Origin of the sequence: Mongoliitalea daihaiensis (assembly GCF_021596945.1) — a bacterium.
Taxonomy (GTDB): domain Bacteria; phylum Bacteroidota; class Bacteroidia; order Cytophagales; family Cyclobacteriaceae; genus Mongoliitalea; species Mongoliitalea daihaiensis.
The window spans coordinates 647,021-673,359 of sequence record NZ_CP063779.1 but is presented as its reverse complement, the minus strand read 5'-3'; the positions used below and the strand labels follow the sequence as shown (position 1 = coordinate 673,359).

The 26,339-nt window shown below is 37.9% G+C and carries 27 protein-coding genes and 1 tRNA gene; 17 read left to right on the top strand and 11 right to left on the bottom strand.

The window, feature by feature from the left end; genetic code table 11:
• Positions 1 to 17 precede the first annotated feature (17 nt).
• Positions 18 to 632, bottom strand: coding sequence for a Crp/Fnr family transcriptional regulator (locus tag IPZ59_RS02635; protein ID WP_236138333.1), 615 nt, complete (start codon positions 630 to 632; stop codon positions 18 to 20).
• A 504-nt stretch (positions 633 to 1,136) separates the two neighbouring features.
• Here IPZ59_RS02635 and IPZ59_RS20305 point away from each other — a divergent pair.
• From IPZ59_RS20305 to IPZ59_RS02585, 11 genes are all read left to right on the top strand, one after another.
• Positions 1,137 to 1,307: a LytTR family transcriptional regulator DNA-binding domain-containing protein gene (locus IPZ59_RS20305; protein WP_394800723.1), complete on the top strand. Its 171-nt coding sequence runs from the start codon at positions 1,137 to 1,139 to the stop codon at positions 1,305 to 1,307.
• Positions 1,308 to 1,561: 254 nt separating this feature from the next.
• Complete coding sequence (locus IPZ59_RS02630; RefSeq protein ID WP_236138332.1) at positions 1,562 to 2,899, top strand: site-specific integrase; 1,338 nt, start codon at positions 1,562 to 1,564, stop codon at positions 2,897 to 2,899.
• A gap of 1 nt (position 2,900) precedes the next feature.
• Complete coding sequence (locus IPZ59_RS02625) at positions 2,901 to 3,539, top strand: hypothetical protein (RefSeq protein WP_236138331.1); 639 nt, start codon at positions 2,901 to 2,903, stop codon at positions 3,537 to 3,539.
• A gap of 84 nt (positions 3,540 to 3,623) precedes the next feature.
• A complete protein-coding gene (locus tag IPZ59_RS02620; RefSeq protein WP_236138330.1) occupies positions 3,624 to 3,911 on the top strand; it encodes a helix-turn-helix transcriptional regulator in 288 nt (95 codons plus the stop codon).
• Positions 3,912 to 3,915: 4 nt separating this feature from the next.
• Complete coding sequence (locus IPZ59_RS02615) at positions 3,916 to 4,086, top strand: hypothetical protein (protein ID WP_236138329.1); 171 nt, start codon at positions 3,916 to 3,918, stop codon at positions 4,084 to 4,086.
• Between the two features lie 26 nt (positions 4,087 to 4,112).
• Positions 4,113 to 4,334, top strand: a complete 222-nt coding sequence (locus IPZ59_RS02610) for a hypothetical protein (RefSeq protein ID WP_236138328.1) — start codon at positions 4,113 to 4,115, stop codon at positions 4,332 to 4,334.
• Complete coding sequence (locus IPZ59_RS02605) at positions 4,325 to 5,473, top strand: AAA family ATPase (protein WP_236138327.1); 1,149 nt, start codon at positions 4,325 to 4,327, stop codon at positions 5,471 to 5,473. The genes IPZ59_RS02610 and IPZ59_RS02605 overlap by 10 nt, the downstream gene beginning before the upstream one ends.
• Before the next feature lie 119 nt (positions 5,474 to 5,592).
• The gene (locus IPZ59_RS02600) at positions 5,593 to 6,984 is read left to right on the top strand and encodes a BT4734/BF3469 family protein (protein ID WP_236138326.1); all 1,392 of its coding nucleotides are present in this window, start codon (positions 5,593 to 5,595) and stop codon (positions 6,982 to 6,984) included.
• Between the two features lie 43 nt (positions 6,985 to 7,027).
• Positions 7,028 to 7,312 carry a hypothetical protein gene (locus IPZ59_RS02595; protein WP_236138325.1) on the top strand — a complete coding sequence of 95 codons (285 nt, stop codon included), beginning with the start codon at positions 7,028 to 7,030 and terminating at the stop codon, positions 7,310 to 7,312.
• Positions 7,305 to 7,535, top strand: coding sequence for a hypothetical protein (locus IPZ59_RS02590; RefSeq protein WP_236138324.1), 231 nt, complete (start codon positions 7,305 to 7,307; stop codon positions 7,533 to 7,535). Before IPZ59_RS02595 ends, IPZ59_RS02590 begins: the two co-directional genes overlap by 8 nt.
• A 65-nt stretch (positions 7,536 to 7,600) precedes the next feature.
• Positions 7,601 to 7,813, top strand: a complete 213-nt coding sequence (locus IPZ59_RS02585; RefSeq protein ID WP_236138323.1) for a hypothetical protein — start codon at positions 7,601 to 7,603, stop codon at positions 7,811 to 7,813.
• A 47-nt stretch (positions 7,814 to 7,860) separates the two neighbouring features.
• On the opposite strand, the gene IPZ59_RS02580 is transcribed toward IPZ59_RS02585, so the two are convergent.
• Positions 7,861 to 8,082, bottom strand: coding sequence for a hypothetical protein (locus IPZ59_RS02580; protein ID WP_189583947.1), 222 nt, complete (start codon positions 8,080 to 8,082; stop codon positions 7,861 to 7,863).
• 161 nt (positions 8,083 to 8,243) lie between these two features.
• Positions 8,244 to 8,316 (bottom strand) — tRNA-Met (locus IPZ59_RS02575).
• A gap of 236 nt (positions 8,317 to 8,552) precedes the next feature.
• Here IPZ59_RS02575 and IPZ59_RS02570 point away from each other — a divergent pair.
• On the top strand, positions 8,553 to 8,744 hold the full coding sequence (locus tag IPZ59_RS02570; protein WP_236138322.1) for a hypothetical protein: 192 nt from the start codon (positions 8,553 to 8,555) through the stop codon (positions 8,742 to 8,744).
• Positions 8,745 to 8,919: 175 nt separating this feature from the next.
• Positions 8,920 to 9,438 (top strand): lipocalin family protein, encoded by a 519-nt coding sequence (locus IPZ59_RS02565; RefSeq protein WP_236138321.1) that lies wholly within the window; start codon positions 8,920 to 8,922, stop codon positions 9,436 to 9,438.
• Positions 9,439 to 9,546: 108 nt separating this feature from the next.
• On the opposite strand, the gene IPZ59_RS02560 is transcribed toward IPZ59_RS02565, so the two are convergent.
• Positions 9,547 to 10,857, bottom strand: coding sequence for a glycoside hydrolase family 2 TIM barrel-domain containing protein (locus IPZ59_RS02560; RefSeq protein ID WP_236138320.1), 1,311 nt, complete (start codon positions 10,855 to 10,857; stop codon positions 9,547 to 9,549).
• Between the two features lie 119 nt (positions 10,858 to 10,976).
• Here IPZ59_RS02560 and IPZ59_RS02555 point away from each other — a divergent pair, with 119 nt between their 5' ends.
• On the top strand, positions 10,977 to 14,882 hold the full coding sequence (locus IPZ59_RS02555) for a glycosyltransferase (protein ID WP_236138319.1): 3,906 nt from the start codon (positions 10,977 to 10,979) through the stop codon (positions 14,880 to 14,882).
• Between the two features lie 46 nt (positions 14,883 to 14,928).
• Here the strand turns inward: IPZ59_RS02555 and IPZ59_RS02550 are convergent, their stop codons facing one another.
• The 7 genes from IPZ59_RS02550 to IPZ59_RS02520 all read right to left on the bottom strand — a co-directional run bounded on the left by IPZ59_RS02550 (position 14,929) and on the right by IPZ59_RS02520 (position 24,721).
• On the bottom strand, positions 14,929 to 15,567 hold the full coding sequence (locus IPZ59_RS02550; protein WP_236138318.1) for a hypothetical protein: 639 nt from the start codon (positions 15,565 to 15,567) through the stop codon (positions 14,929 to 14,931).
• 76 nt (positions 15,568 to 15,643) lie between these two features.
• Positions 15,644 to 16,435, bottom strand: coding sequence for an SDR family NAD(P)-dependent oxidoreductase (locus IPZ59_RS02545; RefSeq protein ID WP_236138317.1), 792 nt, complete (start codon positions 16,433 to 16,435; stop codon positions 15,644 to 15,646).
• Positions 16,432 to 17,085: an acetoacetate decarboxylase family protein gene (locus IPZ59_RS02540; RefSeq protein WP_236138316.1), complete on the bottom strand. Its 654-nt coding sequence runs from the start codon at positions 17,083 to 17,085 to the stop codon at positions 16,432 to 16,434. The genes IPZ59_RS02545 and IPZ59_RS02540 overlap by 4 nt, the downstream gene beginning before the upstream one ends.
• A 2,424-nt stretch (positions 17,086 to 19,509) precedes the next feature.
• Positions 19,510 to 20,814, bottom strand: coding sequence for a UDP-N-acetylglucosamine 1-carboxyvinyltransferase (murA, locus tag IPZ59_RS02535; RefSeq protein ID WP_236138315.1), 1,305 nt, complete (start codon positions 20,812 to 20,814; stop codon positions 19,510 to 19,512).
• Positions 20,815 to 21,483, bottom strand: coding sequence for a DUF4290 domain-containing protein (locus IPZ59_RS02530; RefSeq protein WP_236138314.1), 669 nt, complete (start codon positions 21,481 to 21,483; stop codon positions 20,815 to 20,817).
• 54 nt (positions 21,484 to 21,537) lie between these two features.
• Positions 21,538 to 23,790: an ATP-dependent helicase gene (locus IPZ59_RS02525; RefSeq protein WP_236138313.1), complete on the bottom strand. Its 2,253-nt coding sequence runs from the start codon at positions 23,788 to 23,790 to the stop codon at positions 21,538 to 21,540.
• An 82-nt stretch (positions 23,791 to 23,872) separates the two neighbouring features.
• Positions 23,873 to 24,721: a lysophospholipid acyltransferase family protein gene (locus IPZ59_RS02520; protein WP_236138312.1), complete on the bottom strand. Its 849-nt coding sequence runs from the start codon at positions 24,719 to 24,721 to the stop codon at positions 23,873 to 23,875.
• 108 nt (positions 24,722 to 24,829) lie between these two features.
• Between IPZ59_RS02520 and IPZ59_RS02515 the strand changes: the two genes are divergently transcribed.
• The 3 genes from IPZ59_RS02515 to gmk all read left to right on the top strand — a co-directional run bounded on the left by IPZ59_RS02515 (position 24,830) and on the right by gmk (position 26,336).
• On the top strand, positions 24,830 to 25,423 hold the full coding sequence (locus IPZ59_RS02515; protein ID WP_236138311.1) for a sigma-70 family RNA polymerase sigma factor: 594 nt from the start codon (positions 24,830 to 24,832) through the stop codon (positions 25,421 to 25,423).
• Positions 25,424 to 25,484: 61 nt separating this feature from the next.
• Complete coding sequence (locus IPZ59_RS02510) at positions 25,485 to 25,757, top strand: anti-sigma factor (RefSeq protein ID WP_236138310.1); 273 nt, start codon at positions 25,485 to 25,487, stop codon at positions 25,755 to 25,757.
• A 6-nt stretch (positions 25,758 to 25,763) separates the two neighbouring features.
• On the top strand, positions 25,764 to 26,336 hold the full coding sequence (gene gmk, locus IPZ59_RS02505; protein WP_236138309.1) for a guanylate kinase: 573 nt from the start codon (positions 25,764 to 25,766) through the stop codon (positions 26,334 to 26,336).
• Positions 26,337 to 26,339 lie beyond the last annotated feature (3 nt).

Here is a 26,339-nt window from a genome sequence, read left to right as displayed (position 1 = left end):
CTATGTTAAGAAGAGACCTAGCGCTCCTCAAAAAGTTTTTTTCTTATTCGGCTAAGTGATTCGGGTTTGATATTGAGATAGGAGGCAAGGTGTTTTAAGGGAACCTGCTCTAAGTAAATGGGATATTTCTCCATCAACCTGAGATATCTTTCCTGAGCAGAATCTGTCATCAGTGAGATTTCCCTTTGTTCTCTCCATATATAATACTGTTCTACGGCGGTCCTTCCAAACTTGTTGCTTTCAGGATAGTGCTGATAAAGCTGTTGCAAAAAATCATAATGAATGGAGGCCAAGACACAATCATCCAATGCTTGAATGAAAAATCGGGAAGGCTCCTGTTGGATAAAGCTAGAATAGGAGCAGTTGAATTCGTGTTGAAATGAAAAGTCAAATGATTTTTCTTCTCCTTTGACCATAATATAATGCCTAGTACAGCCTGAAATTACAATTGAAAGAAACCGTTCTGTTTCTCCTTCATTCAAAATAAAATCCCCTTTGTGGTATTTTCTGATTTTGAAACCCTGCTTGAAAACCTCCCACTGTTCATCCCTTAAGGGCAAATAGTCATAAAGTAGTTTACGAGCTTTATTAAGGTGTTGCTTGTATTCTTCTTCGGCAAGTGTTCTCTCCATAGGGACTTGATGTTCAGTTTGATGTCTAAGATAAGCATTAACTTAACATAGGTCAATTTTTAGGTTTGTATGGTCCAATACCTTTGTCAAACAAACTAAACATAAGAAAAAATGAAAATTCAATTTAAGTTCGGGAATATGAAAGGGCTCTTTATCATTGCCTATCTCTTATTATTTGGAGGACTGTTAAGGCTCTTTTCAGGTCTTTATGATTTTTTTAAAGTGCAATCAAAATTAGACTTTCTTGAAAAGGTTAACTTCTTAGTTGAAAATGCGCTTTTGTTTGGCCTCAATGGGTTGCTCTTATTTTTAATACTGAAATGGTTTGCCATAAATTTGAGGGGTAAAGATTTTGAGTTAAGCTTAAAGTAAAAAATTAATATTTACTCCTCATCAAGCTTTCCTAAATTTCTATCCTATATATTTCCTTCATGTGGGGTGTCTAAAACGGAGGTCAACGAGCTGGAGATTCCGTAAAAAGTGGCCTAGTATGCTCCGGAATCAGTGGCCCAGTATCGCCGGAATAGACATTTTGTAAGAGTGCACAGGTCTTTTTGTGTAAACATCAATAAAATCATAAGTTTCAACGAGCAAGAAATCACAATAGAAAACTTAAAAGTGCCCATAGGCAGAAACTACAAAGAAGGTTTTTTGAAAAATTTTGATTTACAATGATTGAGTAGGTGTATGAATAAAACAAAAAAAGGATACCATAAGGTATCCTCCGTAGTAGCGGGAACAGGGCTAAATACCCCCTTTTTTAAACTAATAGCATTTTATTTAAATGCACTGATTTTCAAAAACTTATATTTTTACCTAATTAAATAAGGATAAAATAAATAAGATTAAATTAAGGAAAAGTGTCCCCTAAAGTGTCCCCTGCTTTTTCTTTTTCGTATATTTAAGCATCCAATCAAAAGACAGTCATCATGGCAAAGTTTAACTATTACCTAAAAGAAAAGTCCAAAGACGGGGACACTCCGATTTTATTATTTATCAGTTATCATGGGAACCGCTTTAAATACTCCACATCAAAAAGCATCCATCCCAAGTACTGGAATGAAGACACCCAACTTTCAAGACAAGTCAAGGAATTCCCACAGGCCAAGACATTAAATGACAGATTGAAGTTTATCAGGTCGGAAGCAGAAAGGATTTTATCAGAACTCGAAAATGAATTAGGACATCCACCCGCACCCGATTTGCTAAAATCAAAACTGGATGAAGTCCTTAAAGATATCCCTGTCCAAAGTCCGGACGATGAAAACAGACTGCCATCATTCATGGAACTGTTTGAAAGATTTATCAGGGAATCAGAAGACGGGACACGCCTGACAAGTTCGGGGAAACGATTTGATAAGCGATCAATTCAAAAATATCAGACCACAAAAAAACTACTGATGGACTTTTCCAAGACTTATCACTTGGATTTTGAAACCATCAACCAAAACTTTTATACAAAGTTTGTGGCCTATCTGAATAAAGAAAAATCTAAAACTGTCAATGGGGAAAAAGTAGTCATCAAGCCAAGTTTTACACTCAATACAGTAGGTAAGTATATTCAAGTACTTAAGACGTTTTTACTGTATGCCACCGAAAATGGATATAACACAAATATGTTTTTCCAATCAAAACAGTTTAAGTCTCACAAAGTGGCAGGCTTTTCCATTTATCTGAATGAAAATGAAGTGCAAAAAATCTTTGAACTGGATCTAAGTAAGGAACCACACTTGGAACGTGTCAGGGACTTGTTTGTAGTGGGATGTTGGACAGGTTTAAGATTTTCAGACTTCACCACCATCAGGCCTGAAAATATCAAGGACAGGTTTTTTGAAATCAAGACATTCAAGACAGGGGAAAAAGTAGTCATCCCCATCCATCCGATGGTAAAAGCGATCATGGCAAAATATGAGGGGAAATATTCAAACAGTCTGCCCCCTGCCATATCAAACCAAAAGATGAATTCCTATCTAAAAGAAATAGCACAGCGGGTGGATATCCTGAAAACCCAAGTAGAAGTGGAGCGCATCAAAGGAGGCCTAAAAACCTCCACCAAAATGCAGAAATATGAATTGGTTACAACACACACCGCCCGCCGTTCCTTTGCGACAAACGTTTATAAAAGTGGTTTTCCTGCCATCAGTCTGATGAAAATCACAGGACACCGGACAGAGAAATCTTTTTTACTCTACATTAAAGTCACTCCGGAAGAAAACGCAAAACAGCTACTGGATCACTGGAATAAGTCATTTTTAAAAGTAAGTTGATATGGAAATTTCAAGGGTTAAAAAAGAATTGGGGTATGATTTTGAACCATCACCTGAATTAAAACAATCGATGGCCAAATTATCAGAGGCATTCAGGAAATTTGAAAGTAATAATGAGGCTATTTTCAAAAAAACCTTAAAAACAGTCAAACATATCTTAAAACAAAAGTCATTAATTCTACCAAGGGACTGGAAAGAAGTATTTTATGAATGGTATTTAAGTAAGGAATTAACAAAAGAAGAGCGATCAGAGTTAGATTTTAAAACAATTCCTGAATTAATTAAAGACCCAAAAATCATTCTTAAATGGGCAAAGGAATACAGTGAAAAAATTGATGAAGAACTATTTACACCACCCGAAAAAGTGGAGGCATACAAGAACCTACCACACGCACTTTGCATACTGGATGACTTGGGGATATTAGATTTTATTGAGGAAAAGTTTACTAACAAAAATTATTCAGGCAAAGCAAGGGAAACAGACAAGGCCAAACTTATTGCTACCATCCTAAATATTGATGATGGTGAAAAAGTCAGGCTGGCATTAAAAAATAAAGACTACCTGTCAAAAACAGCAAAAAAGAACACCAAGAAAATATTAAATAACTTGGGACTGACTTCATCATTTGATGATGATTAATCTTTTTTAACAAGTTGGGGAATCCCCGAAAATTCCCCGCTTTTCTACTTTTTAAAATTGTGCCATCACTAAAAAACAATAGTTATGGACAATTTGATTTTAACCACCTACACCCCTGAGGAACTTACAGGGATCATCCACACTGCCATTAAAGAAGCAGTCAAGGACATCAGGCCTGTCAACACCTCCACCCCAAGTGAAAAACTACTGACAAGAAAAGAATGTGCAGACAAGTTGAAAATATCACTTGTCACGCTTAATGATTGGACTAAGCGGGGACTTATTCAGTCTTATCTTATCGGGGGACGTGTCCTGTATAAAGACAGCGAAATAGAAGCATCACTTTACAAAACTCAAACTACAAAGTATTAATCTGATGGAGCTAAAAAAGAAAATGGCACCAATCGGAAAGAATCCCATTGATGCCACCACCGCTTATGGTATCCAATCAAAAGCAGTATTCAAATATACGGATATTTTAGGCCTGACAGACAAGACTGGATATCTAAATTCAACTTTTACAGGGGTGGAGGCCTGCCAAGTATGAAATCATGCAGGTTTAAAATTGAGAAAGTGTCCCCATCCGGTGAAATAGTTTCATTTGATGTAATTGGACTGTCCGAACCTGAAAATCAAGCCTTATTTGTCATCAAACATGATGGCATCTTGATTGGACGAATGGAATGTGAAATTGGAAACTTGATGGCAAGAAGTGCAATAGACTTCATTATTGACGGATACCTTGACAGCGATGAATTTCAGAAAAGCAGAAAGGAGGCAGGACGATGGAATTGAATGAAAGAAAAGTCAGTCTGCCTGCCATGGATCTGAATAAAGTTGCTGAGTCAATGAATGAGGCCATAAAGGAGCCATCAGGAACGCCCGAACCGCCAAAACCGATAGATAACAGAGCTAAAGTAAAAGACTGGCTTAATATGGCTAAAATCGACCCAAAGGAAGAAATAGAAGACTCCATCACTTGTTTGTCATTGGTTGGGGATACGCATGATGGGATAATTTCAACACTGGGAAATTTTTCCTTGATAATCGGGAAAGCTAAGTCTAAGAAGACATTTAGTCTGTCTTTGTTTTTGTCTGCATTAGTGGCAAATAAAACCCTATCAGGGAAATTTAAAGGATACCTGCCTAATGAAAAAACAAAGGTGGTTTTCTTTGATACAGAACAGTCAAGAAAGCACGTACAAAGTTTTTATCACAGAGTTTGCAGGCTATTAAGCATAGAAGAGCCTGTCAATTTTGAAACTTTCTGCTTAAGAAGGCATACACCACAGGAACGTCTTGAAATCATTGATTTTTACATCAATTCAGAACCTGATTTGGGTTTTGTTGCAATTGACGGGATCAGGGATTTGGTCACATCCATCAACGATGAAGAAGAAGCCACAAAGATTGCATCACACCTACTGAGATGGACAGAAGAAAGAAATATTCACATCATCACAGTCCTGCATCAGAATAAAGGGGATGAAAACGCAAGGGGACATTTGGGGACTGAGTTAGTCAATAAGGCAGAAACAGTTTTATCCGTATCACTCGACCGCCAAGACAGAAAAATTTCCATAGTGGAACCTGAATTTTGCAGGGACAGGGAGCCTGATGTTTTCGCTTTTACTGTCAATGAAAATGGACTGCCTGAATTAGTTGGGGACTGGGAAAAACCTGACATCAAAAGCAAAAAGACGATGGCACCAAATGAAATATCAGAAGACGATCACAAAAAAAACCTTAAGAAAATATTTAATGATCTTGGGGATGAAGTCAAGGGAAGCGAAGTATTAGACAGGATCAAGACACTGTTTGAAATCGGGGACACAAGGGCAAAGGAATTCAGGACATACTATCTGTCCCAAAAATGGATAATCAGGAACGGACACCTAAACAGCCCGAAAACAGTCTATACTTTGAATTTCTAAATAACTCTACTTAGTTGGTTAGATACGTGCATAGGGTTTTATCTAACTAACTAAGTTCAAAACTCTACTTGGTTGCTCGGTTAAGTTACTCGGTTAACCAACTTAAACAAGTTCAAAACATGAAATCAATCCTTGATATAGAAGTAAGTTGCTTTAAAGATTATGAAGAAACAGCACACCCCAAGACAGTAAATTTACTGAGTTGGTTAACCTCCACCAAGTACAAAGATAAAGTGGATCTTATCCGGACATTAGACGATAAGAAAGAACGGGATGCAATAAAATCCACACTGCCTGCCATCACTCCAAGTGCAATTTTGAAAAACAGGAAAAAGGGGATACCATTAATGGAAAAATTGGTGAATCATTCAGGATTTATTCAAATTGATATCGACAAGTCTAAAAACAATCTTGGGATATCAAACTGGGATGATTTGAAAGCAGAACTTTGTAAACTGCCAAACATAGCATACTTTGGACTGTCTGCATCAGGACGGGGATTTTGGGGACTTATCCCCATACCACCCGAACCCGAAAACCATAAACGATATTTTGACAGCCTTGAAAAAATCTTTCTCGGATGGGGGATTGAATTGGACGGACAGCCAAAAAACATAGCATCCTTAAGGGGTTATTCATACGATTTAGAGCCTTATTTTAATCATCAGGCCGTTCAATTTACAAAGATGATACAAACGTACCCCGTCCCCCAAGTCACACCTCCACCGCTTAAAACGTCCGTATCTGATGGACACTTTGCATGGTTAGAAAACTGGATCTTAAAAAGGATATCAGAAGCAGTGGAGGGGGAACGGCACGCAAAAAGACTTGAATATTCACGTTTAGCAGGGGGATTGATTGCAGGGGGGTACCTGCCACACACCATGAAGGAAACCATCATCAGTGCATACTTATCACAGTATGGGGGACATGATGCCAAGGACGTCCAAGATAGGGAAATCAGGACGATCAGGGAAGGGATTGCAGACGGATTGAAAGCACCTATCCACCCCGACTTAAAATGTTTGTTTGTCCCATTTACAGACATTCAGGACTATTCAGACAAAGCATTTAAGATATGGCAGGGGGACGATCATTTTTATATCCCCAAGTCCACAGTCTTTGAAATACTGGATTTTGGCTTTTATGTATCTGAAAACTTTCTGATGATGGCAGAATCAAAACCGCCTGCCTATCAGGAAAACGCATGGAAGAAATTCAGGATTGACACTGCTTGTGTTTATCAGGTACCACAAAAAAAAACTTTAATCACTGACAGCGATGAAAGAAAAGCAGAGTTTGACAGCATTGAAGCAGAACTTACAGAAGCAGAAGCAGAAGAACGACACCTTAAAGATGAAATTAAAAGAACTCAATCTGACATCAAGGGGATGGAAAGTTTGTTTGTACAGGCTTCAACGCTTGTTAAGTGGGAATGGATTGAACCCCGACATACTAAAGAACCACAAGGAAAAGATAGATTATTTCAATTAAAATACAGGATGACTTAATTTTATCAATTATCCGTAAATTACGGTACAAATACGATGGATCATGGGAAAGTTTGAAAAAGGGAATTCAGGACGTCCGAAAGGAGCCAAGAACAAAGTCAATACTCAAATGAGGGATTTAATACAGCAGTTATTTGATGCAAACTTTGATACCATCCAAGAAGACTTGGAATCATTGGAACCTAAGGACAGACTTAAATTTATGACTGATTTACTGCCATATCTACTGCCAAAGCTACAATCCACCACATACAGCCAAAGGATTGACTTGGACAGCATGAGTGAAGAGGATTTGGATTTATTGATAAATCATATAGTCAATGAATAGAGATGATAAGAAAGCGGTTTTAAAGGCTTTTAGCCATGGCCATATTTCGAGAGACGAGGCAAAGACTTTAATCAATTCGGATTTGGATAATCCTTTATTTAAAAATCAAATTTGGCCAAATGGTCAAATAGAAAGTTTGGGTGATGTAGATCATGCATTAATCCCCTTACTTGACAAAGCGGGTATTGAGTATATCCAAATAAATAGAATTATTATTTCATGAAGGCATTTAAAAAAGGAATCCTAGAAACCATGATTAAGGGTTAAATTTCAAAAGAGACATGAGCGATGCAATTAATGAGAGCAGAAGACAAAAGAAAGATTTTAGAAGCCTATTTGGATAAGACCATAGACAAAGAAGAAATGAAGTTTCTTTTTGATCATGGTATTATTGTACCACCTATTCAATGGGTAGACAGCAAAGAAAAAATCAATGATAAAAAAAGGGAATTATTATCAAGGGTTTTTGGAATGACATTCCCAAAGATTGAATGGATTTGAACTTAGTTAGTTGGTTAAAACCCTATACGCATATCTAACTAACTAAGTCAAGTCTGCAAAATTTTTATAGTATCCGGATTGACATTTTCATTTAAGAAACATTTTGTTAAATCGTCTTTGGTTAACTTTCTGTTTAGCCGTTTTTCAAAACAGTCCATACAAAGATGATTTTTCCCAACTCCAAACTTTTCCCAAAGTTCGTTTAATACCATAAAGCCTTTTTTGGCAGGCATACTGATTTTACAATCATTGCAGAATATTTTTGCCATGGATGAAATTGAATTTTTACAGTCCATAAAAAAAGAGTTTTTCTACATTAAAAAAAAGGATCATCAGGGGGTAAAAGTAGGGCAATTTTCGGCAAAGTGTCCCCTAAAGTGTCCCCTAAAAATAAAAAACCCCATTTACAGCCTGTAAAAGGGGTTTATAGTAGCGGGAACAGGACTCGAACCTGTGACCTTCGGGTTATGAGCCCGACGAGCTACCAACTGCTCCATCCCGCGATATATTTTTATCTGTTAGATTCTTTGTTTGTTCAGCCATTTGCTGAAATCGTGGTACAAAAGTAGGTGTTTTAAACCTACAATGCAAACAAGCAGGTAAAATAATTTTATAATTACATGGTTGATCGGTTGAAAACTTCCCTATTTAAATTGAGTAATATGCTGAAATTCATGCAATAGTGGGCTTTTTTAGAAATTGGAAAATTAATCTGGTTTTTCTGAGATTCTTAGAATTTATGAAAAAAATCATGCCAATCAGTACAACTAGGTGCCAAGGATTTAACTTGATTCCGTTGGGGGTTCCGATTTTTGGTCAGTCGCTTGGTTGTCAAGATGTGGGCGATTTTGATTTTGCATCGGATGCACCATTTATAATTATATACAAGGTTAAGGCTTCTACTTTGGGCATCAAAAATGGGTTATTTTGAATTGAGAATTATAGTTGAAGAGAAAAATTGGGTGCTAAATCATCAAGAGGAAGCATGTAATTTCCGTGGGCCTTAAATTAGTTCATAAAAATCAATGAGGATAATTTTTTTACAATTGGTATGATTTTGTGACTTAATTGAATTAATTTAGCCAAAATCACAAAAAATTAAACGGATGAAAAACCTATCTAAACTTTTACCTCTTTTATTAGTCCTTCTGACGATTGCTGTTTCTTCTTGTAATAACGATGATGAACCGGAAATTTCTCCTATTGTAGGCACTTGGAATTACAGTGATTATCAGTTGAACATATCCATCAATGGGCTGCCGTTGGTACAGTTTTTTCAAACATTGGGGGCTACTCCTCAAGAAGCGGCAGCAGCAGCAGCTGAAGTTTTAGACGATACGTTTTCTGCTGAGGATTTTGAAGGCACTACTTTGGAATTTCGAGCAGATGGAACTTATGAAATTCGTGTAAATGGGAATCTCGACGAAGCCGGAACCTACGAATTGCTCAATGGAAATACTTTATTGAGGCTATCAGCAGCGGGCGATTCGACAGACTTTCAAGTAAGAACACTTTCCAATAATCAACTTACAATTGAGTTAGTAGAAGAAGAAAGTGATGACTTTTTGGATATTGGATTGCCTGTTTTGGTCCGATTACAGTTGGAATTGAGTTTTGTGAAGTAACCATTAGACTTGAATCTCATCAGAGCCTAGTAAAGTGACTAGGTTCTGATGATTTCCATGAATGAATGACAAGCAGTTTATTTCTTATCTGTAACAGATTTAGTCTTGTTAATTTTTATAGACATAAAAAGGAATATTTTGAGTGGTGTAATTCCCTTTGTTGTCAAAAACAAAAACGTATAGCCTGTAATCCCCTTCGTCCTTTGGTGCTATAAATTCGATTGTAGCCAAGCTGTCCTGTAAAAAGTAATATTTCATGTTGTGTTGATACATGTCAGTTACACGGTAATCATATTCTTCCTGTCGTAATTCCCATCTGTATGCAAGTGAGTCTAAGTCAGGATCAGTTGCAAATACCTTAGCAGAATATTTTTGAGAGGCATTAAGGTAAACGTTATCGTTTTTAGCTCCAGGATCTATAGATATATGAGTAATGACTGGAGCGGTATTTTCTGATTCTTTTCCCGACCAAGCATATTTTAAGAATTTTATTTGATCGGATTCATAGCCTTCCTCTGAAAACATACTGAACCATGAATGGGTAATTTCAAATTTATGGCCCCAGTAGAATGCATAGCTCCCTATAAAATATACGTCGTCTTTGTTAAGTGTTTCCCAATAGCTCTCCATCAATTGCACCTTTTTTTGCATGGTTTGTTCTTTCGGAGCACCCCATTCTGTTTTGCTTGTTTCCCAATGACCGGATGGTCCCCATTCAGATAGCATAAATGCTTTGTCCCAGCCTTTTTTTTCATAAACTCTATCATAGATTCTATCAATATTATCAAAGGCATTAAAACCCAAAACATCTACATAAGGCATGATATGCCGAAAGGAAATAAAATTGCTCTTGGTAGTCCCTCCGGGTAATGTCGTCATAGTTGGGTGATTAGGGTCAACTTCTTTGATCATTTTGGCTACTTTATTGATAACATAAGATATAAAGATTCGCTTTCCTCCGCCAAAAAGATAAACTTCATTGCCTACACCCCACATGAGCAAAGCAGGATGATCTTTATATTTTTCAATGATGGGTCTCAATTCTTCAATTTTTTTATCTACCTCCCAAAATTTCCAATAATTAAAATCAGTTCCCCAAGAAGGTCTCCCTATCTCAAGCCCTAATGTGACGGTTAGTCCTAACTCATGAGCCTTGTCTAAAATATAATCCGCATCATTTATATTCCACGTTCGAATGGAGTTTCCTCCATATTCTGCGACCTTTTCCATATATTCGGCGCCTGCAGCCCCTTTGATTATGTAAGGTTCACTATGTCTATATAAAATAGCTCTTCCATCAATGTATTTGATTTCCACAGTTGGATTTTCCACTGTCTCCAGTTTTGAAGAACAACTTGATAGATAAGCCCATGTCGACAAAATGATTATCAGCCATGCAGCATTACGAAAGAATGACATAAGAGATTGGTTACAAATTGCTGTAAAAATAAAAATAATTATTTGAACAGGAAATTTTAAATCTAAAAAATTGCATTTCAAAAATAAAATAAAGTATTTTGTGCCTTATTTAATCAGACATGAAACAAAGTAAACTTTTAGGAAAAGTACTTTTGGTAGCTGGCATTGTCTCTTTGGTTGCTTTTATCTACGGTTTCTTTACCGAAGTACAAGTGGGGCACAAGTTTATGTATGGACTCTTGACCGTATCCTTATTTTTCAAACTATTGAAAGTGGGGTTTGAGTGGTATCATTATGCGGGTCTTCCAAAGCCAAAGGATCAAACATTACCTCCGAAGAAACCGTCAAAAAACTATACGGTTGATATGTTGACCACTTTTTGTCCTGGAGAGCCGTATGACATGTTGGAGAATACTTTAAAGGCTTTAGTTGCTGTGAAGTATCCCCATAAGACGTACTTGTGCGATGAGGGTGATGACCCTTATGTGAAGAAAATGTGTGAAAATCTAGGGGTGATTCATGTAACCAGGGAAACACATGAAAATGCTAAAGCTGGTAATATAAATAACGCACTGAAGCAGTGTACAGGCGAATTATGCGTAATTTTGGATCCTGACCATGCTCCTTTTCCTGAGTTTTTAGATCATGTTTTGCATCATTTCGATGATCCCAAAATCGGGTACGTACAAGTGGTGCAAGCCTATGGCAACCAAACAGATTCTATGGTTGCTCATGCGGCAGCAGAACAGACCTACGCATTTTATGGTCCATTCATGCAGGCAATGAGTGGGTATGGGACAGCGCAAGCTATCGGTGCCAACTGTACATTTAGAAGGGAAGCGTTGGATTCCATTGGAGGACATGCCCCTGGATTGACGGAAGATATGCATACATCCATGCTGCTTCATGCCAAAGGTTGGGAGTCAGTATATGAACCTGTGATCTTATCCCGCGGTTTAGTGCCAAGTAGTCTTTCAGCTTTTTATTTGCAACAATTGAAATGGAGTCGGGGTACCTTTGATCTTTGGTTTAACTTGTATCCCAAATTATTCACAAAGTTTACTTGGAGGCAAAAGATCCATTATGGATTAATACCGGTATATTATTTACTTGGTTTGATAACTGTAATTGATATCCTGATACCCATTTTTTCGCTAGTTACAGGTGAGTATCCATGGATTTTAGAGCCAAAGATTTTCTTTGCTTATTTCACACCTTTTATCCTAATGTCTTTGGCTTATAGAGCCTATTCACAATCATGGATGCATGAAAAGAAAGAAAAAGGATTACACTTTTTTGGTGGGGTATTAAAAGTTGGAACTTGGTGGGTATTTAGTTTGGGTTTTTTCTATACCCTTATCAATAAAAAAGTACCCTACTTACCTACGCCGAAGCAGCATTCCACCAAAGGTGAGTTTGCGCTAGGTTTACCAAATTTGATAATTGCGGGGGTTTCTTTATTGGCCATTGTTTATGGATTGTCAAAAGATTGGCAGCCCTATAGCATGTTTATGGCCTTTTTTGCAGGAATCAATGCATTTATCTTTTTTATGGCCTTCATCGCAGGCCAAACAGTTTTTGTGACCAAGCTTCAAAAGGTTTGGAGAGGGGTTAAAAACAGCTGGATAAAGTCTTACATTGATTACTCTTATGTAAAAATCAGCAGGATTTCATTCAATATACTTTTAATTGTTTCTTTTTTGTTTGGGGGGATATTTTTAGTTACTTCCTTTATTGGTGGATCTGAAGATTATTTGAACCCTCGATTAAAAACTCCCTTAGAAAAACGCTTAGGTGGTTTTTATACAGGTTTGTATGATCCTCATTTCGATTTTACCAAAGATATCACACTCATTAGTAACCTGGAGTCAGCAAGCCAAGTGCAATGGAATATTCTGTCCTCCTATTTATCGTGGGGAGATGAGCCCTTGCCTATCGACAAATGGGAGCAGATAATTGACCATGGTGCAATTCCCATGATTACTTGGGAGCCTTGGACAAATAGATTTAGCCAATATGAGCATATAGAGGATATACAAAATAATCAAAAAGTGTTTGAATATATCCTCAATGGTTACTTTGACGAATATATTGACCAAACGGCAGAAGCCATTAGAGACCTTTACTCCCCAGTATTTTTAAGGTTCGCCCATGAAATGGAAAACCCAATGTATCCTTGGTCAGAAGCTGGAGGAAATACAGCAGAAGAATTTATTGATGCATGGAAGTATGTACATTTTAGATTTGAAAATGCGGGTGCTCAAAATGTTTCCTGGATTTGGAGCCCTTGGTCTACGGAGGGTTTTGAATCGTATTTCCCATATGGAAATGATAGTTTGCAAACCCAATATGTTGATTGGATAGGACTGACTGCATTAAACTATGGATTAGCATCTGAAAATCAGCAAGTCAAAATTTTTGAGGAAATTTATGCTCCATTCAAAGAACAGATTCAAGAAAAAGGATTGGAACTACCCGTAATGTTAGCAGAATTTGGATCTACTTCTTACGACTTTGATGGCAAGCAATGGGTCAAAGAGTCATTATCTGTAATAGGGAAAAAACATCGTGAGATCAAAGCTGTCGTACATTTTTTTAGTGATTGGGATAGAAACTGGATTACAGGTTGGAGACCTGATGCCAATGCAGAGTTTATTGACTGGACTTTTGATTTGAATGATATCAATTTATCCTATAAGCCCTTTGATGTATGTAGTTACACGAATTACTTGACACAGAAGGGAAATAACCAACATAAGCCTAATATGCTTCATTCCGAGAAAGGAAATCATCAATTATTGGTGGATGGTGAGCCTTTCTTTATTCATGGTGTTTGTTATAACCCAGGTCATGATTGGGAAGAAGGTTTTCATCCTTTGTCTTCCAAACAATTAGCCATCGATTTTCATCAAATTAAAGAAATGGGTGCGAATACCGTGAGAAGATATGAGCCTGGTATTTTTGATAGAAATATTTTGAGAGCAGCAAAGAATCAAGACCTTAAGGTCATGTATGGTTTTTGGTTTGATCCAAAAATTGACTACTTGAAGGATCATAAAAGTCTTCGGCACTATCAGAAAAAAGTCCTCAAAACAGTCCGAAAGTTAAAAGATGACAAAAGTATTATTGCATGGAATATTGGAAATGAAACATGGGGCTTATTGAAAAAGCACAATGCCGAACCTTACCTGAGTATGGTTAGGAAAAGCTACTTTGAATTTTTGAATGAGTTAGCCATTGAAATTAAAAAAATTGACCCTGATAGACCTGTTTTTTCTTCGGAGGAACATGATAATGAACGACTGTTAGCAGCTATTTACCAATACAGAGCCTTTGCTCCAAATATCGATGTGATAGGTGTGAATTCGTATTATGAAGAAAACATTAGCGAGTTAAGTAATATTTTTGAAAGTAGGTTTTCGGATATTCCATATGTCGTAACTGAATTTGGCCCTATCGGTTATTGGAATAAAGAGTATGGAGATTATAGAAGTGATTCATTATTACTTGAGCGTACTTCTGTCAATAAAGCTGCTTGGTATAAAAATCAGTGGACTGACTACATTGAAAAAAACAGAGGGCTTAATCTTGGAGGAATGGCATTTAGCTGGAAAGATCGCTATGAGGGTTCTGCTACTTGGTTTGGATTGACTGATCACAAGGGCAGGCTTAAACCAACTTATTATGCACTAAAAGAGGCTTGGAATGCAGATTTTCTGGAAGGATCAATCAATTTCCCAGAGATTGTAATTGTTGCACCTTGGGTTGATTTACAACCAGGTTCAACACAATGGTTTTCTGCTCAAATTGTCAATGAATATGAAGGTAAACTCGAGTATGAATGGGAGATTTACGATAAAAAATGGAAGCGTTTTAAACCTGTAATTAATTCAAAAGTGGATAATCAATTTGTTGAATTGTTGACACCTTCTCAAGCGTCTCGAATCTACGTTTATGCTACTGATACCCTAGGTAACGTAATTACAGCATCCCGACCGATCTTAATGAAACCAACTTATAATTGATATAAAAAGCCTTCTTCAATTGATTTGAAGAAGGCTTTTTGTTTTTTTAATTTACCTCAATATCCGAAAACCAAATAAAAAGCTGGCCTTCTGCATTGCGGTGTTCAGTGGTAATTTTGATCCCGTTGAAGTCTTTTTCAGTTTCCCAGGTGAATGTTCTTCCTTCACTTCCATTTCCTTTCCGAAAGGTCCATTCTTTAATCATATATTGATCGTCTAGATACAAGTCATAGGCATCTCCTGGAGTATAACCATCTTCATTGTTGTAGACTATTGTCAATTTTGTTCTTTCAATCCCTACAATAGGTGAATGTATGTTTTCTTCAATTTCATGGGTATAACCCGTATCCCAAGCTAATTGAAAAGGATAGAGTAACCAATATTTGTCATTGATAAATCCAGCGTCAGCAGGTGGTAGTTCGTCTTTTGGCAGGTCCAAACTGTAAGTATAGCTTGTGTCAGCAGTGGTATAAGTAACCATTCGCCCGACTACGTCCCAATCCCAGCGTCGGGTGCGCACTTCATCTCCAACTTGTACATTCCACGTGTAGCCTAATGAAGACACTTTGTCAAACTTATCAAATCCATAGGCCTCAGCTACTTTCATGGGTAGCGAAAGTTCTTCTTTGGGGGATTGGCAGCTGGCCACTATTAACAGCGAGATTAAAATAAGTAAGTTTCTCATAAGATGGTTTTTAAAGTAAAATACAATGCTCGATACAAGCTTACAACTCATTTGTTACTGAGGGAAGAAGGTGTTTTTAATTGGTTTTGGAAAGAGTTGAAGATTTTCGTTGGTATAATTTAAGTTTAGATAGTTCTATGCTCTGGTAGATAGGTTTAATGAAGAGGAATAGTTTGTTGAGCTGTAAGGAAAGCCAAAATAACTTGGAAGGGAATATTTCTTTTTTCTCTGCTTCAACGCCTTGAATGATTGCTTTTGCCACCTCGTCCGCTGTTTGTACCGGCCAAGCCATGGGAACTCCATTTCCTGCCTTTTCAAAAAAAGACGTTTTAGTAGCTACAGGGTGTACAAGAGTCAACCATTTCCCATCTTGTTCCGTCCAAATACCTTTTGCAAATTGCCTGATTGCAGCCTTGCTTGCGCTGTAATAACTATACCCTGGAATTGCCCAAAAAGCAATAGCAGAGGCTGTGATAATTAATCGGGGTGTTTGTTCAGGATATTTTCTTTTCAATAAATGTGCATATTCCATGGGAATCAGAACATTTAAAGTGAAAATCTCCTTGGCCTGCTGCGGTAGAATCTGTTGCCATGAATCGTAATACCCAAGTCCTGCATTGGCAAAGCAAAGGTCAATTCCCCCCAACCATTGTTCTGCTAAGTCAACTGAATTAAAAACCGCTCCTTCTTCTAATAGATTGATGGGTACACAAGAGATGGTTACAAACTCTTCTTTTAATCTTTGTAATGCGATGTTGTCTTTATCTACCGCTAAGACCTTATTTTCTTTGTATAATACCTTAACAAGGGATTTTCCTATGCCTGAGGCAGCGCCTGTAATCAAGATTTTTTTATTAATGATCTTCATACAAGCTTTGGTAGAGGGAATGACATCCAAAAAGGGTTCACATGTACACACATCAATGGTTTTAGTTGGCTGATGTCAGGGAATCCAAGTGGATCAATATGAACTTTCTCTAGTTTAGCTAGCTTTCCCCACCCTTTTCCTTCAGGCTTGGTGAGGTATTTTTGGTCATTTAGATGTTGCAAGAGATGAATGGGCAAAATTTTGGTAGAGACTGGAAGGGGAATTGAACCAGTCCTGATTTTGCTGAACCAAATAGGGTTTTCTTCACTTCCTACTCCAACAGTGGTCACATTACTTTCTTTGTTCCAAATAAATGGAACGGTTTCCTTGGGAATTCCCCAATTGAAGCGCCCGTTTTCTGTACTTGCATCGCTGTCTACGTAGATTTTGGTGATACTCTGCTTGTTTTCTGGGCCAAATTTACCGGGGATAAACAGCAATTCTCTATATGGCCCTACCGGAGATTCTTCATAATTAACTAACATAACGTACCCGAAACCTTCCTTGAAATTACCTAATTGATCTTCCCTAAGAAAGCCTGATTCATACACGAAGTTTTTGGTGAAGCGGTATACCAGAATAAACCCTTCGCCTTTTAATTTCCAAGGGGCGGCAAAATGGGATGTTGGCTGATTATCAAAAGTGTTCATAGAATATAAATGTAATCAGAATCTTATAAAAGATATATAATTGCACTCGAGTCTGCAAATTAAGAGTGTAGTATCTCATCCCATAATTTAATAGATAGGACCTTAATGAACCTTAACTTTTGAATGGTTTTCCTTCTTCAAAAAGATTTCGCTTTATTTTTACCATTAAGGAATTAAGAGAATGAAGGGTTTTCTTAATGAACCTTAACTTTTGAATGGTTTTCCTTCTTCAAAAAGATTTCGCTTTATTTTTACCATTAAGGAATTAAGAGAATGAAGGGTTTTCTTAATAAACCTTAACTTTTGAATGGTTTTCCTTCTTCAAAAAGATTTCGCTTTATTTTTACCATTAAGGAATTAAGAGAATGAAGGGTTTTCTTAATGAACCTTAACTTCTGAATGGTTTTCCTTCTTCAAGAAGATTCCGCTTTATTTTTACCATTAAGGAATTAAGGGAGTGAAGGTCTTCTTTAATGAACCTTAACTTTTGAATGGTTTTCCTTCTTCAAAAAGATTTCGCTTTATTTTTACCATTAAGGAATTAAGAGAATGAAGGGTTTTCTTAATGAACCTTAACTTCTGAATGGTTTTCCTTCTTCAAGAAGATTCCGCTTTATTTTTACCATTAAGGAATTAAGGGAGTGAAGGTCTTCTTTAATGAACCTTAACTTCTGAATGGTTTTTCCTTCCTTCAAAAAGATTCCGCTTTATTTTCACCATTAAGGAATTAAGGGAATGAAGGGTTTTCTTAATGAACCTTAACTTCTGAATGGTTTTTCTTCTTCAAGAAGATTCCGCTTAATTTTCACCATTAAGGAATTAATGGAATGAAGGTCTTCTTTAATGAACCTTAACTTCTGAATGGTTTTCCTTCTTCAAAAAGATTCCGCTTTATTTTTACCATTAAGGAATTAAGAGAATGAAGGGTTTTCTTAATGAACCTTAACTTCTGAATGGTTTTCCTTCTTCAAGAAGATTCCGCTTTATTTTTACCATTAAGGAATTAAGGGAGTGAAGGTCTTCTTTAATGAACCTTAACTTCTGAATGGTTTTTCCTTCCTTCAAAAAGATTCCGCTTTATTTTCACCATTAAGGAATTAAGGGAATGAAGGGTTTTCTTAATGAACCTTAACTTCTGAATGGTTTTTCTTCTTCAAGAAGATTCCGCTTAATTTTCACCATTAAGGAATTAATGGAATGAAGGTCTTCTTTAATGAACCTTAACTTCTGAATGGTTTTCCTTCTTCAAAAAGATTCCGCTTTATTTTTACCATTAAGGAATTAAGGGAATGAAGGGTTTTCTTAATGAAGCTTAACTTTTGAATGGTTTTTTCCTTCTTCAAGAAGATTCCGCTTAATTTTCACCATTAAGGAATTAAGGGAATGAAGGTCTTCTTTAATGAACATTAACTTCTGAATGGTTTTCCTTCTTCAAGAAGATTCCGCTTTATTTTTACCATTAAGGAATTAAGGGAATGAAGGGTTTTCTTACTGAACATTAACTTCTGAATGGTTTTTTCCTTCTTCAAGAAGATTCCGCTTTATTTTTACCATTAAGGAATTAAGGGAATGAAGGTTTTTCTTACTGAACCTTAACTTCTGAATGGTTTTCCTTCTTCAAGAAGATTCTGCTTTATTTTCACCATTAAGGAATTAAGGGAATGAAGGTTTTTCTTACTGAACCTTAACTTTTGAATGGTTTTCCTTCTTCAAGAAGATTCCGCTTTATTTTTACCATTAAGGGATTAAGGGAATGAAGGGTTTTCTTACTGAACCTTAACTTCTGAATGGTTTTCCTTCTTCAAGAAGATTCTGCTTTATTTTCACCATTAAGGAATTAATGGAATGAAGGTTTTTCTTAATGAACCTTAACTTCTGAATGGTTTTTCTTCTTCAAGAAGATTCCACTTTATTTTTACCATTAAGGAATTAAGGGAATGAAGGTCTTCTTTAATGAACCTTAACTTCTGAATGGTTTTTCCTTCCTTCAAGAAGATTCCGCTTTATTTTCACCATTAAGGAATTAAGAGAATGAAGGGTTTTCTTACTGAACCTTAACTTCTGAATGGTTTTCCTTCTTCAAGAAGATTCCGCTTTATTTTTACCATTATGGGATTAAGGGAATGAAGGTTTTTCTTAATGAACCTTAACTTTTGAATGGTTTTCCTTCTTCAAAAAGATTTCGCTTTATTTTTACCATTAAGGAATTAAGGGAATGAAGGGTTTTCTTACTGAACCTTAACTTCTGAATGGTTTTTCCTTCCTTCAAGAAGATTCCACTTTATTTTTACCATTAAGGAATTAAGGGAATGAAGGTCTTCTTTAATGAACCTTAACTTTTGAATGGTTTTCCTTTCTTCAAAAAAAACCTGAGATAAACGTTTAAATTAAAAAGCCCTTTCCAATGATGAAAAGGGCCTTAGCTTACACTCGTTGGATATCTGCTCCAAGTGCATTGAGACGTTGGTCAATATATTGGTAGCCTCGGTCGATTTGTTCGATATTGTCGATGATGGATGTGCCTTCAGCAGACATGGCTGCAATTAATAGAGACACCCCAGCTCTGATATCAGGTGAAGTCATACGAATACCTCTTAGCGGATACTTTCTATCCAATCCGATAACGGTGGCGCGATGTGGGTCACAGAGGATGATTTGAGCTCCCATATCAATCAACTTATCGACAAAGAAGAGACGGCTTTCAAACATTTTCTGATGCACTAAAACTGTTCCTTTAGCTTGTGTGGCAGTCACCAACACAATACTCAAAAGGTCAGGCGTAAAACCAGGCCAAATGGCATCAGCCACTGTCAAAATAGAGCCATCGATAAATGTCTCAATTTCGTAGTGTTTCTGAGCTGGGATAAAAATGTCATCACCTCTAAATTCCATTTTGATGCCCATACGTTTGAAGGTGTCGGGAATAATACCTAATCGATGTATATGCGCATCTTTGATCGTGATTTCAGACTGGGTCATAGCAGCCATACCTATGAATGATCCAATTTCGATCATATCTGGCAACATGGTATGTTCTGTACCTTTCAATTGCTTGACACCTTCAATGTATAGCAAGTTTGAACCGATGCCAGTAATTTTAGCCCCCATTCGGTTGAGCATATCACACAATTGCTGCAAATAGGGTTCACAAGCGGCATTGTAGATGGTTGTTTTACCCTCTGCCATGACAGCGGCCATTACAATATTCGCTGTACCTGTGACGGATGCCTCATCAAGCAACATATATGCACCCTTCAGATTTTTCCCGTCGATGTAATAAATCTCTTTTTTGCTGTCGTAATGGAATTCAGCACCGAGCTTTTGGAAGCCATAAAAATGGGTGTCCATTCTCCTTCTTCCGATTTTGTCACCACCTGGTTTGGAAAGTCTTCCATGACCAAATCTTGCCAATAAAGGACCTAGGATCATCACGGAACCTCTTAATGCAGATGCTTTAGTTAAAAATTCATCGGTATCCAGATAGCTAGTATTGACATTGTCCGCCTGAAAGGAATAAGATTCTGGACCCAGTTGCTCCACCTTTACACCCATGTCACCCAAGAGTTCAATCAATTTGTTGACATCGCGGATATTGGGGATTTTATGTATGGTAACTTTTTCTGGGGTGAGTAGTACTGCACATAAAATTTGGAGCGCCTCATTTTTGGCTCCTTGAGGGACTATTTCCCCTTTGAGGCGTACACCGCCTTTCACTTTGAATGATGACATTTACCTGCGTTTTTTTGCGTGACCGCCGTTTCTCCTTCTATCTTTCCCAAAATTCTTTCTACGATCTCCATTGGATTTCTCTTTCTCCATGTCGGAAGGTAGTTTGAAATCTCTTCGTGTGTTGGTTTCGAAAAGTCCCATTTCTTTGACTTTTTCTAAATCGATATGAAGTTTTCCTTTGGACAAGGTTTTAATATCATCTAAAATGATGCCATCGTCAAAATTATCACGATTCCATGTAGAATGGAATGAGCGCATCAATTGACCGATGTAAATGATGGCAGTTTCCTGTTCCTCATTATCTTCTATCTCTATGGCTTTTTCGATGAGTTTTTCGATGTTTCTGCCATAGTGTTTGAATTTCACCTCTCCTTTGGGATACCCCACGGACTGTGGTTTGCGGGTGAGTAAATCTTCCTCTGGGGATGGGAATGGGCCATCTACATCTAAGGTAAATCCAGACATAATGTGGATGTCATCCCAAATTTTTTGATCGGACTCGCTGCGCATGTGAGGATTGAGTTGCTTGACGATTTCCACCAAGGTATAGATACTTGCCGTTCGTTTTTCTCTATTCTCAATACCGGCTATATGAATAGCCAGTCGCTGGATGTTTTTGCCGTATTCCTTCAAGGTCACGGCGTGTTTATTGCTTTCTATATTTTCCATGTTTGCCCTAGGCTAGGATTGGTGAGGGGTAAAAAACTTACCAATCGGATGTCGTTATACAATTCGGAGCTTTGCAAAGCTAAGTAATAATACCTTTTCTCCAAAATTATCAAATACAATCGTCGCTTTCTTATTGATTCCTTCTGTTTCAATCTTTTGAACAAGTCCAAAGCCAAACTTTGGATGCTCTACGTTCATGCCTTCTTGAAGGTTGTTGGTGTTGGATGGCTTGAAGTCAGGGCTAGGGGTATGGACCTTAGCGGTAGTCAGTGGCCTCACAGAAGGATTTTTTTTGATACCTACAAACCCAGAACGTGGCTCAACCGATTCTGTTCGAAGTGCACCGGCAGGGGAGGCTGTAAATCGTTTGTTGACACGGATGCAATTGGGGTCAACTTCCTCTAGGAATCTACTGGGTTCACAATTGAGTAGTCTGCCAAATCGGTAGCGAGTCAGCGCATACGTGAGGTACAATCGATCCATGGCACGTGTGGTTGCCACATAAAACAGTCGACGTTCTTCTTCTAGGTCTTCCCTGCTTTGCATCATCATTTGAGAAGGGAAAAGGTCCTCTTCCATGCCTACCACAAAAACCTGCTTGAACTCCAGACCTTTGGAGGAGTGGATGGTCATGAGGGTAACAGCATCTGTTTCGTCTTTGTCCCGATCATTATCTGTCAGTAAGGCAATTTCTTGCAGAAAGGCACCCAAACTTTTCTCTTCATTTTCTGGGTTGTCCACATACTCTTTGATGGCATTCAGCAATTCTTGTACGTTCTCATAACGGTTGAGTCCTTCAATGGTTTTATCCTCATACAAGTCTCTCAACAAGCCTGACTGTTTGGCTACACTGGAGGCAACTTCGAAGGCGTCTTTACGCTCCATTTCTATGCGGAAACTTTTGACCATCGTAGCGAAGTCATCTACTAAATTGGCTGCACGGCCGCTGAGGAAGGCATTGGCATTGGTCAATACTTCCCACAAAGGAATATCATGTTCGTATGCTGCGACGAGAATTCTCTCTACTGTTGTGTCACCAATCCCTCTCTTGGGATAGTTGATAACTCGCTTAAAAGCCTCTTCATCGTCATGATTGACCACAAACCGAAGGTAGGCCATCAGGTCTTTGATTTCTTTTCGCTGATAGAAGGAAAGCCCACCCACGATTTTATAGGTGATGTTCATTTTGCGCAGCGCTTCTTCTATAGACCGTGACTGGGAGTTGGTACGGTAAAGAACAGCAAAGTCGCTGTTGTGGAGTTTTTTATTGTTTTTTTCTTCAAAAATGGTGGTCGCCACCATACGACCTTCTTCGTTGTCCGAACTAGCTTTCATCAATTCGATTTGGTCGCCTTCCTGGTTTTGGGTCCAAACTGTCTTTTTGAGTTGGGCTTTGTTTTTAGCAATGATGCTGTTGGCAGCATGCACGATGTTTTTGGTAGAGCGGTAGTTTTGCTCCAGCTTCACTACGAACAAATCAGGATAGTCGCGTTCAAAATTGAGAATATTTTGGATGTCAGCACCTCGGAAAGCATAAATACTTTGGGCATCATCGCCCACCACACATATGTTTTGATGCACGGCAGCCAATTTTTTAGTGATCAGGTATTGGGATACGTTAGTATCCTGAAACTCGTCTACCATCACATATTTGAAGCGCTGTTGGTATTTGTTGAGTACATCTGCATGGTCTCTGAAGAGTACATTGGTATTGAAAAGCAGGTCATCAAAATCCATGGCTCCAGCTTTAAATAACCTTTTTTGATAGGTTCGATAGATTTCACCCATTCGAGGTTTCATGGCTGCATCGTCGTCTGCCTTGATATAGGGGTCATTGAGATACGTTTCCCATGAAATCAATCGGTTTTTAGCACCAGAGATCCGTGACAATACGGTATTTGGTTTGTATACTTTATCATCCAATTTCATCTCCTTGACGATGGTGCGAATCAGGGATTTGCTATCGTCCGTGTCATAGATGGTGAAATTACTAGGGTAACCAATTTTGTCTGCTTCTACCCGGAGAATTTTAGCAAAAATAGAGTGAAACGTACCCATCCAGGTATTTCGGGCTTCCAGACCGATGAGTTTTTCGATGCGGTGTTTCATTTCCGCTGCAGCTTTGTTGGTAAAGGTTAGCGAGAGGATGTTGAAGGCATCGATGCCTTTGGAATGAATCAAATGTGCAATTCTAAACGTCAGTACACGTGTTTTTCCCGAGCCAGCTCCGGCTATAATCATGACGGGGCCTTCGGTGTGTTCTACTGCTTCTCGTTGTGGGGGATTAAGTCCTTTTAAATAGTCCATGCTTCTTTTTTTCCAACAGGCTTCAAATTTAGGGAATTTGAAATGGAAGATGGGCTTAGCGGATAGATTTTATATTGCTATTTCATTCCCCCTTTTTCCATTTCCAACGATTATGGCTCCAAAGGTAGATTTCAGGGTGTTCGCGGATATTTGCTTCCAACAGTTCAATGAATCGATCGGTAATGCTATGTTCTTGCTTTTCTGTATAGGGAGGGCTATCCATTAATTCGTAGCGGAAGATGTAATGCCCTCTTTTAGGTTTGGATACATGGGCGTACAGGACTGGATGATTGAAGCGTTTGGTGAGTTTTTCCCCTCCTTCAAAAAAGGCTGTTTCTCTTCCCATAAAATCCCTCCAATAGCGAATGTCCCGATTTCCTGGCCGTTGGTCGGCAGCTAATACGATCATGCGAGGTTGGTCACGCTTTCGTAGGTAGTCTCGCTGGAAGCTGTCTTTTTCCACCATCTGCCCTCCAAAACGTGTACGGATGGTCATCATCAGCTTTTCAAAAAAAGGATTACTTACTTTCGTGTAGACTACATCTACCTGATTATTGATGTTGGCCATCATTTGGAGTAAGTGCCATTCCCAATTAAAAAAGTGACCAGTCATTCCAATGAGTACTTCTCCTTTTGCAATATGTTCATTGACAATATTCGAATGGATGATTTGGACTCTTTTATTAAATTCTTCCTTGCTCATGCTGTATGCCTTGATGATTTCAGCAAAGGAATCGGTTAGGTTTCTAAAGAAAGCTTTGGCTATTCGCTGATGTTCATACGCTGACTTTTCAGGGAAAGCATATTGAATATTTGAAAGGATGACTTTTTGTCGGTATTTCAAAACATGGTATCCTAATAGATATACTGCATCACTGAGGATGTAGAGCAGTGACAAAGGCAACAAGGACAATAATTTGAAAATAATCATGTCTTTTTGACAAGTTTAGGAGATACAATATTCAAAATAAGCCAAAAGCCTCGACTTTATTCCAAAATTAGTAGCTATAAATTCCCCCAATGATTACTTTTGAACTTTATGTCTGAAGTACAGAGAAAAAAATATTCCGATCAGGAGAAAAATCACATCTTCGACCAAGAATTTATGCCCCACATAGATTCCATGTACAACTTTGCTTTTCGTCTAACCTTTGATGAAGACGATGCCAAAGACTTGGTACAGGATACCTATTTGAAGGCTTATCGCTTTATCAATTCCTTCGAGCAGGGAACCAACGCCAAGGCGTGGTTATTCCGAATTTTGAAAAATTCATTTATCAATGATTACAGGAAGAAAAGCAAGCAGCCTGCCAAAGTAGATTATCAGGAAGTCGAAACCTATTATAACTCCGATGATGTGGATTACACCCATACCACAGATTTGAGGGCGGACATGGTAAAAGACATGTTGGGTGATGAAATCTCTAATGCCCTTAATAGTTTGGCAGTAGATTTCCGTACAGTCATTATTTTATGTGACTTGGAAGGATTCACGTATGAGGAAATGGCCAAGATATTGGACATCCCGATTGGGACTGTTCGATCAAGATTGCATAGAGCGAGGAACTTATTGAAGGAAAAATTACGTTCCTATGCACAGACCATGGGTTACAATACGGATGAGGAGGAATAAGTACTCCTAATGAATGAGCAAATTTCAGTTGGATATAGCGTATTAGAATATAAAGATTACAATGGAGTCAAATTTATCATCGGCAGGAGACAAGAAAGTTAGCTGTGCTGAGCAGAGCAAGTGTTTTCAGTTGCTGGAAAGCATTTTGGATGGAGAAAATATTCCTGAGGGCGATAAAATCCTCAAGGAAAAGTTAGAGAAGTGTGAGCCCTGTTACAAGCATTTTCACTTGGAAAGAGCAATTAAAGAGCTTTTACAAACCAAGTGCTGCCATCAGATTACGCCTACGGACCTATTTGAAAACATCCGAAAAAACATTCAGGAAATAAAATAAATCGTTATGGGTTCAGGCAAAGCCATCATTTTTTCAGCTCCGTCCGGTTCGGGCAAAACAACCATTGTCAGACATTTACTGGAACACTTTCCCAACCTTGGTTTTTCTATATCTGCTTCTACAAGAGACAGACGTGGGAGAACAGAAGAGCATGGAAAGGACTACTATTTTTTGACACCAGAAGAGTTTAAGCAAAAAATCGATGAAGATGCTTTTATTGAATGGGAAGAAGTATATGAAGGTAATTTTTATGGGACTTTAAAAGAAGAAATTCAGCGGCTTTGGGACAGTGGACAACACGTGATATTCGATGTAGATGTCAAAGGTGGTCTCAACCTCAAAAAATATTTCGGTGAACAAGCATTGGCAATTTTCGTAAAAGTACCTTCGCTAGAGATCTTGGAAGAGCGCCTCAAAGACAGAGGCACTGAATCAGAAGAGAGTTTATCTAGAAGACTTTTCAAAGCTAAATTTGAAACGTCTTTTGAAAACAAGTTTGATGTGATTATTGTCAATGACAACAAAGAACAATCATTTCTAGAAGCTGAAAAGCTCGTAGGAGATTTTCTAAAAAATTAATAA

Bases quoted from the DNA above. Each gene is read 5' to 3' on its own strand.
- IPZ59_RS02635 (WP_236138333.1), bottom strand. From the start codon at position 632: ATGGAGAGAACACTTGCCGAAGAAGAATACAAGCAACACCTTAATAAA.
- IPZ59_RS02630 (WP_236138332.1), top strand. From the start codon at position 1,562: ATGGCAAAGTTTAACTATTACCTAAAAGAAAAGTCCAAAGACGGGGAC.
- IPZ59_RS02625 (WP_236138331.1), top strand. From the start codon at position 2,901: ATGGAAATTTCAAGGGTTAAAAAAGAATTGGGGTATGATTTTGAACCA.
- IPZ59_RS02620 (WP_236138330.1), top strand. From the start codon at position 3,624: ATGGACAATTTGATTTTAACCACCTACACCCCTGAGGAACTTACAGGG.
- IPZ59_RS02615 (WP_236138329.1), top strand. From the start codon at position 3,916: ATGGAGCTAAAAAAGAAAATGGCACCAATCGGAAAGAATCCCATTGAT.
- IPZ59_RS02605 (WP_236138327.1), top strand. From the start codon at position 4,325: ATGGAATTGAATGAAAGAAAAGTCAGTCTGCCTGCCATGGATCTGAAT.
- IPZ59_RS02600 (WP_236138326.1), top strand. From the start codon at position 5,593: ATGAAATCAATCCTTGATATAGAAGTAAGTTGCTTTAAAGATTATGAA.
- IPZ59_RS02595 (WP_236138325.1), top strand. From the start codon at position 7,028: ATGGGAAAGTTTGAAAAAGGGAATTCAGGACGTCCGAAAGGAGCCAAG.
- IPZ59_RS02590 (WP_236138324.1), top strand. From the start codon at position 7,305: ATGAATAGAGATGATAAGAAAGCGGTTTTAAAGGCTTTTAGCCATGGC.
- IPZ59_RS02585 (WP_236138323.1), top strand. From the start codon at position 7,601: ATGCAATTAATGAGAGCAGAAGACAAAAGAAAGATTTTAGAAGCCTAT.
- IPZ59_RS02580 (WP_189583947.1), bottom strand. From the start codon at position 8,082: ATGGCAAAAATATTCTGCAATGATTGTAAAATCAGTATGCCTGCCAAA.
- IPZ59_RS02570 (WP_236138322.1), top strand. From the start codon at position 8,553: ATGAAAAAAATCATGCCAATCAGTACAACTAGGTGCCAAGGATTTAAC.
- IPZ59_RS02565 (WP_236138321.1), top strand. From the start codon at position 8,920: ATGAAAAACCTATCTAAACTTTTACCTCTTTTATTAGTCCTTCTGACG.
- IPZ59_RS02560 (WP_236138320.1), bottom strand. From the start codon at position 10,857: ATGTCATTCTTTCGTAATGCTGCATGGCTGATAATCATTTTGTCGACA.
- IPZ59_RS02555 (WP_236138319.1), top strand. From the start codon at position 10,977: ATGAAACAAAGTAAACTTTTAGGAAAAGTACTTTTGGTAGCTGGCATT.
- IPZ59_RS02550 (WP_236138318.1), bottom strand. From the start codon at position 15,567: ATGAGAAACTTACTTATTTTAATCTCGCTGTTAATAGTGGCCAGCTGC.
- IPZ59_RS02545 (WP_236138317.1), bottom strand. From the start codon at position 16,435: ATGAAGATCATTAATAAAAAAATCTTGATTACAGGCGCTGCCTCAGGC.
- IPZ59_RS02540 (WP_236138316.1), bottom strand. From the start codon at position 17,085: ATGAACACTTTTGATAATCAGCCAACATCCCATTTTGCCGCCCCTTGG.
- murA (WP_236138315.1), bottom strand. From the start codon at position 20,814: ATGTCATCATTCAAAGTGAAAGGCGGTGTACGCCTCAAAGGGGAAATA.
- IPZ59_RS02530 (WP_236138314.1), bottom strand. From the start codon at position 21,483: ATGGAAAATATAGAAAGCAATAAACACGCCGTGACCTTGAAGGAATAC.
- IPZ59_RS02525 (WP_236138313.1), bottom strand. From the start codon at position 23,790: ATGGACTATTTAAAAGGACTTAATCCCCCACAACGAGAAGCAGTAGAA.
- IPZ59_RS02520 (WP_236138312.1), bottom strand. From the start codon at position 24,721: ATGATTATTTTCAAATTATTGTCCTTGTTGCCTTTGTCACTGCTCTAC.
- IPZ59_RS02515 (WP_236138311.1), top strand. From the start codon at position 24,830: ATGTCTGAAGTACAGAGAAAAAAATATTCCGATCAGGAGAAAAATCAC.
- IPZ59_RS02510 (WP_236138310.1), top strand. From the start codon at position 25,485: ATGGAGTCAAATTTATCATCGGCAGGAGACAAGAAAGTTAGCTGTGCT.
- gmk (WP_236138309.1), top strand. From the start codon at position 25,764: ATGGGTTCAGGCAAAGCCATCATTTTTTCAGCTCCGTCCGGTTCGGGC.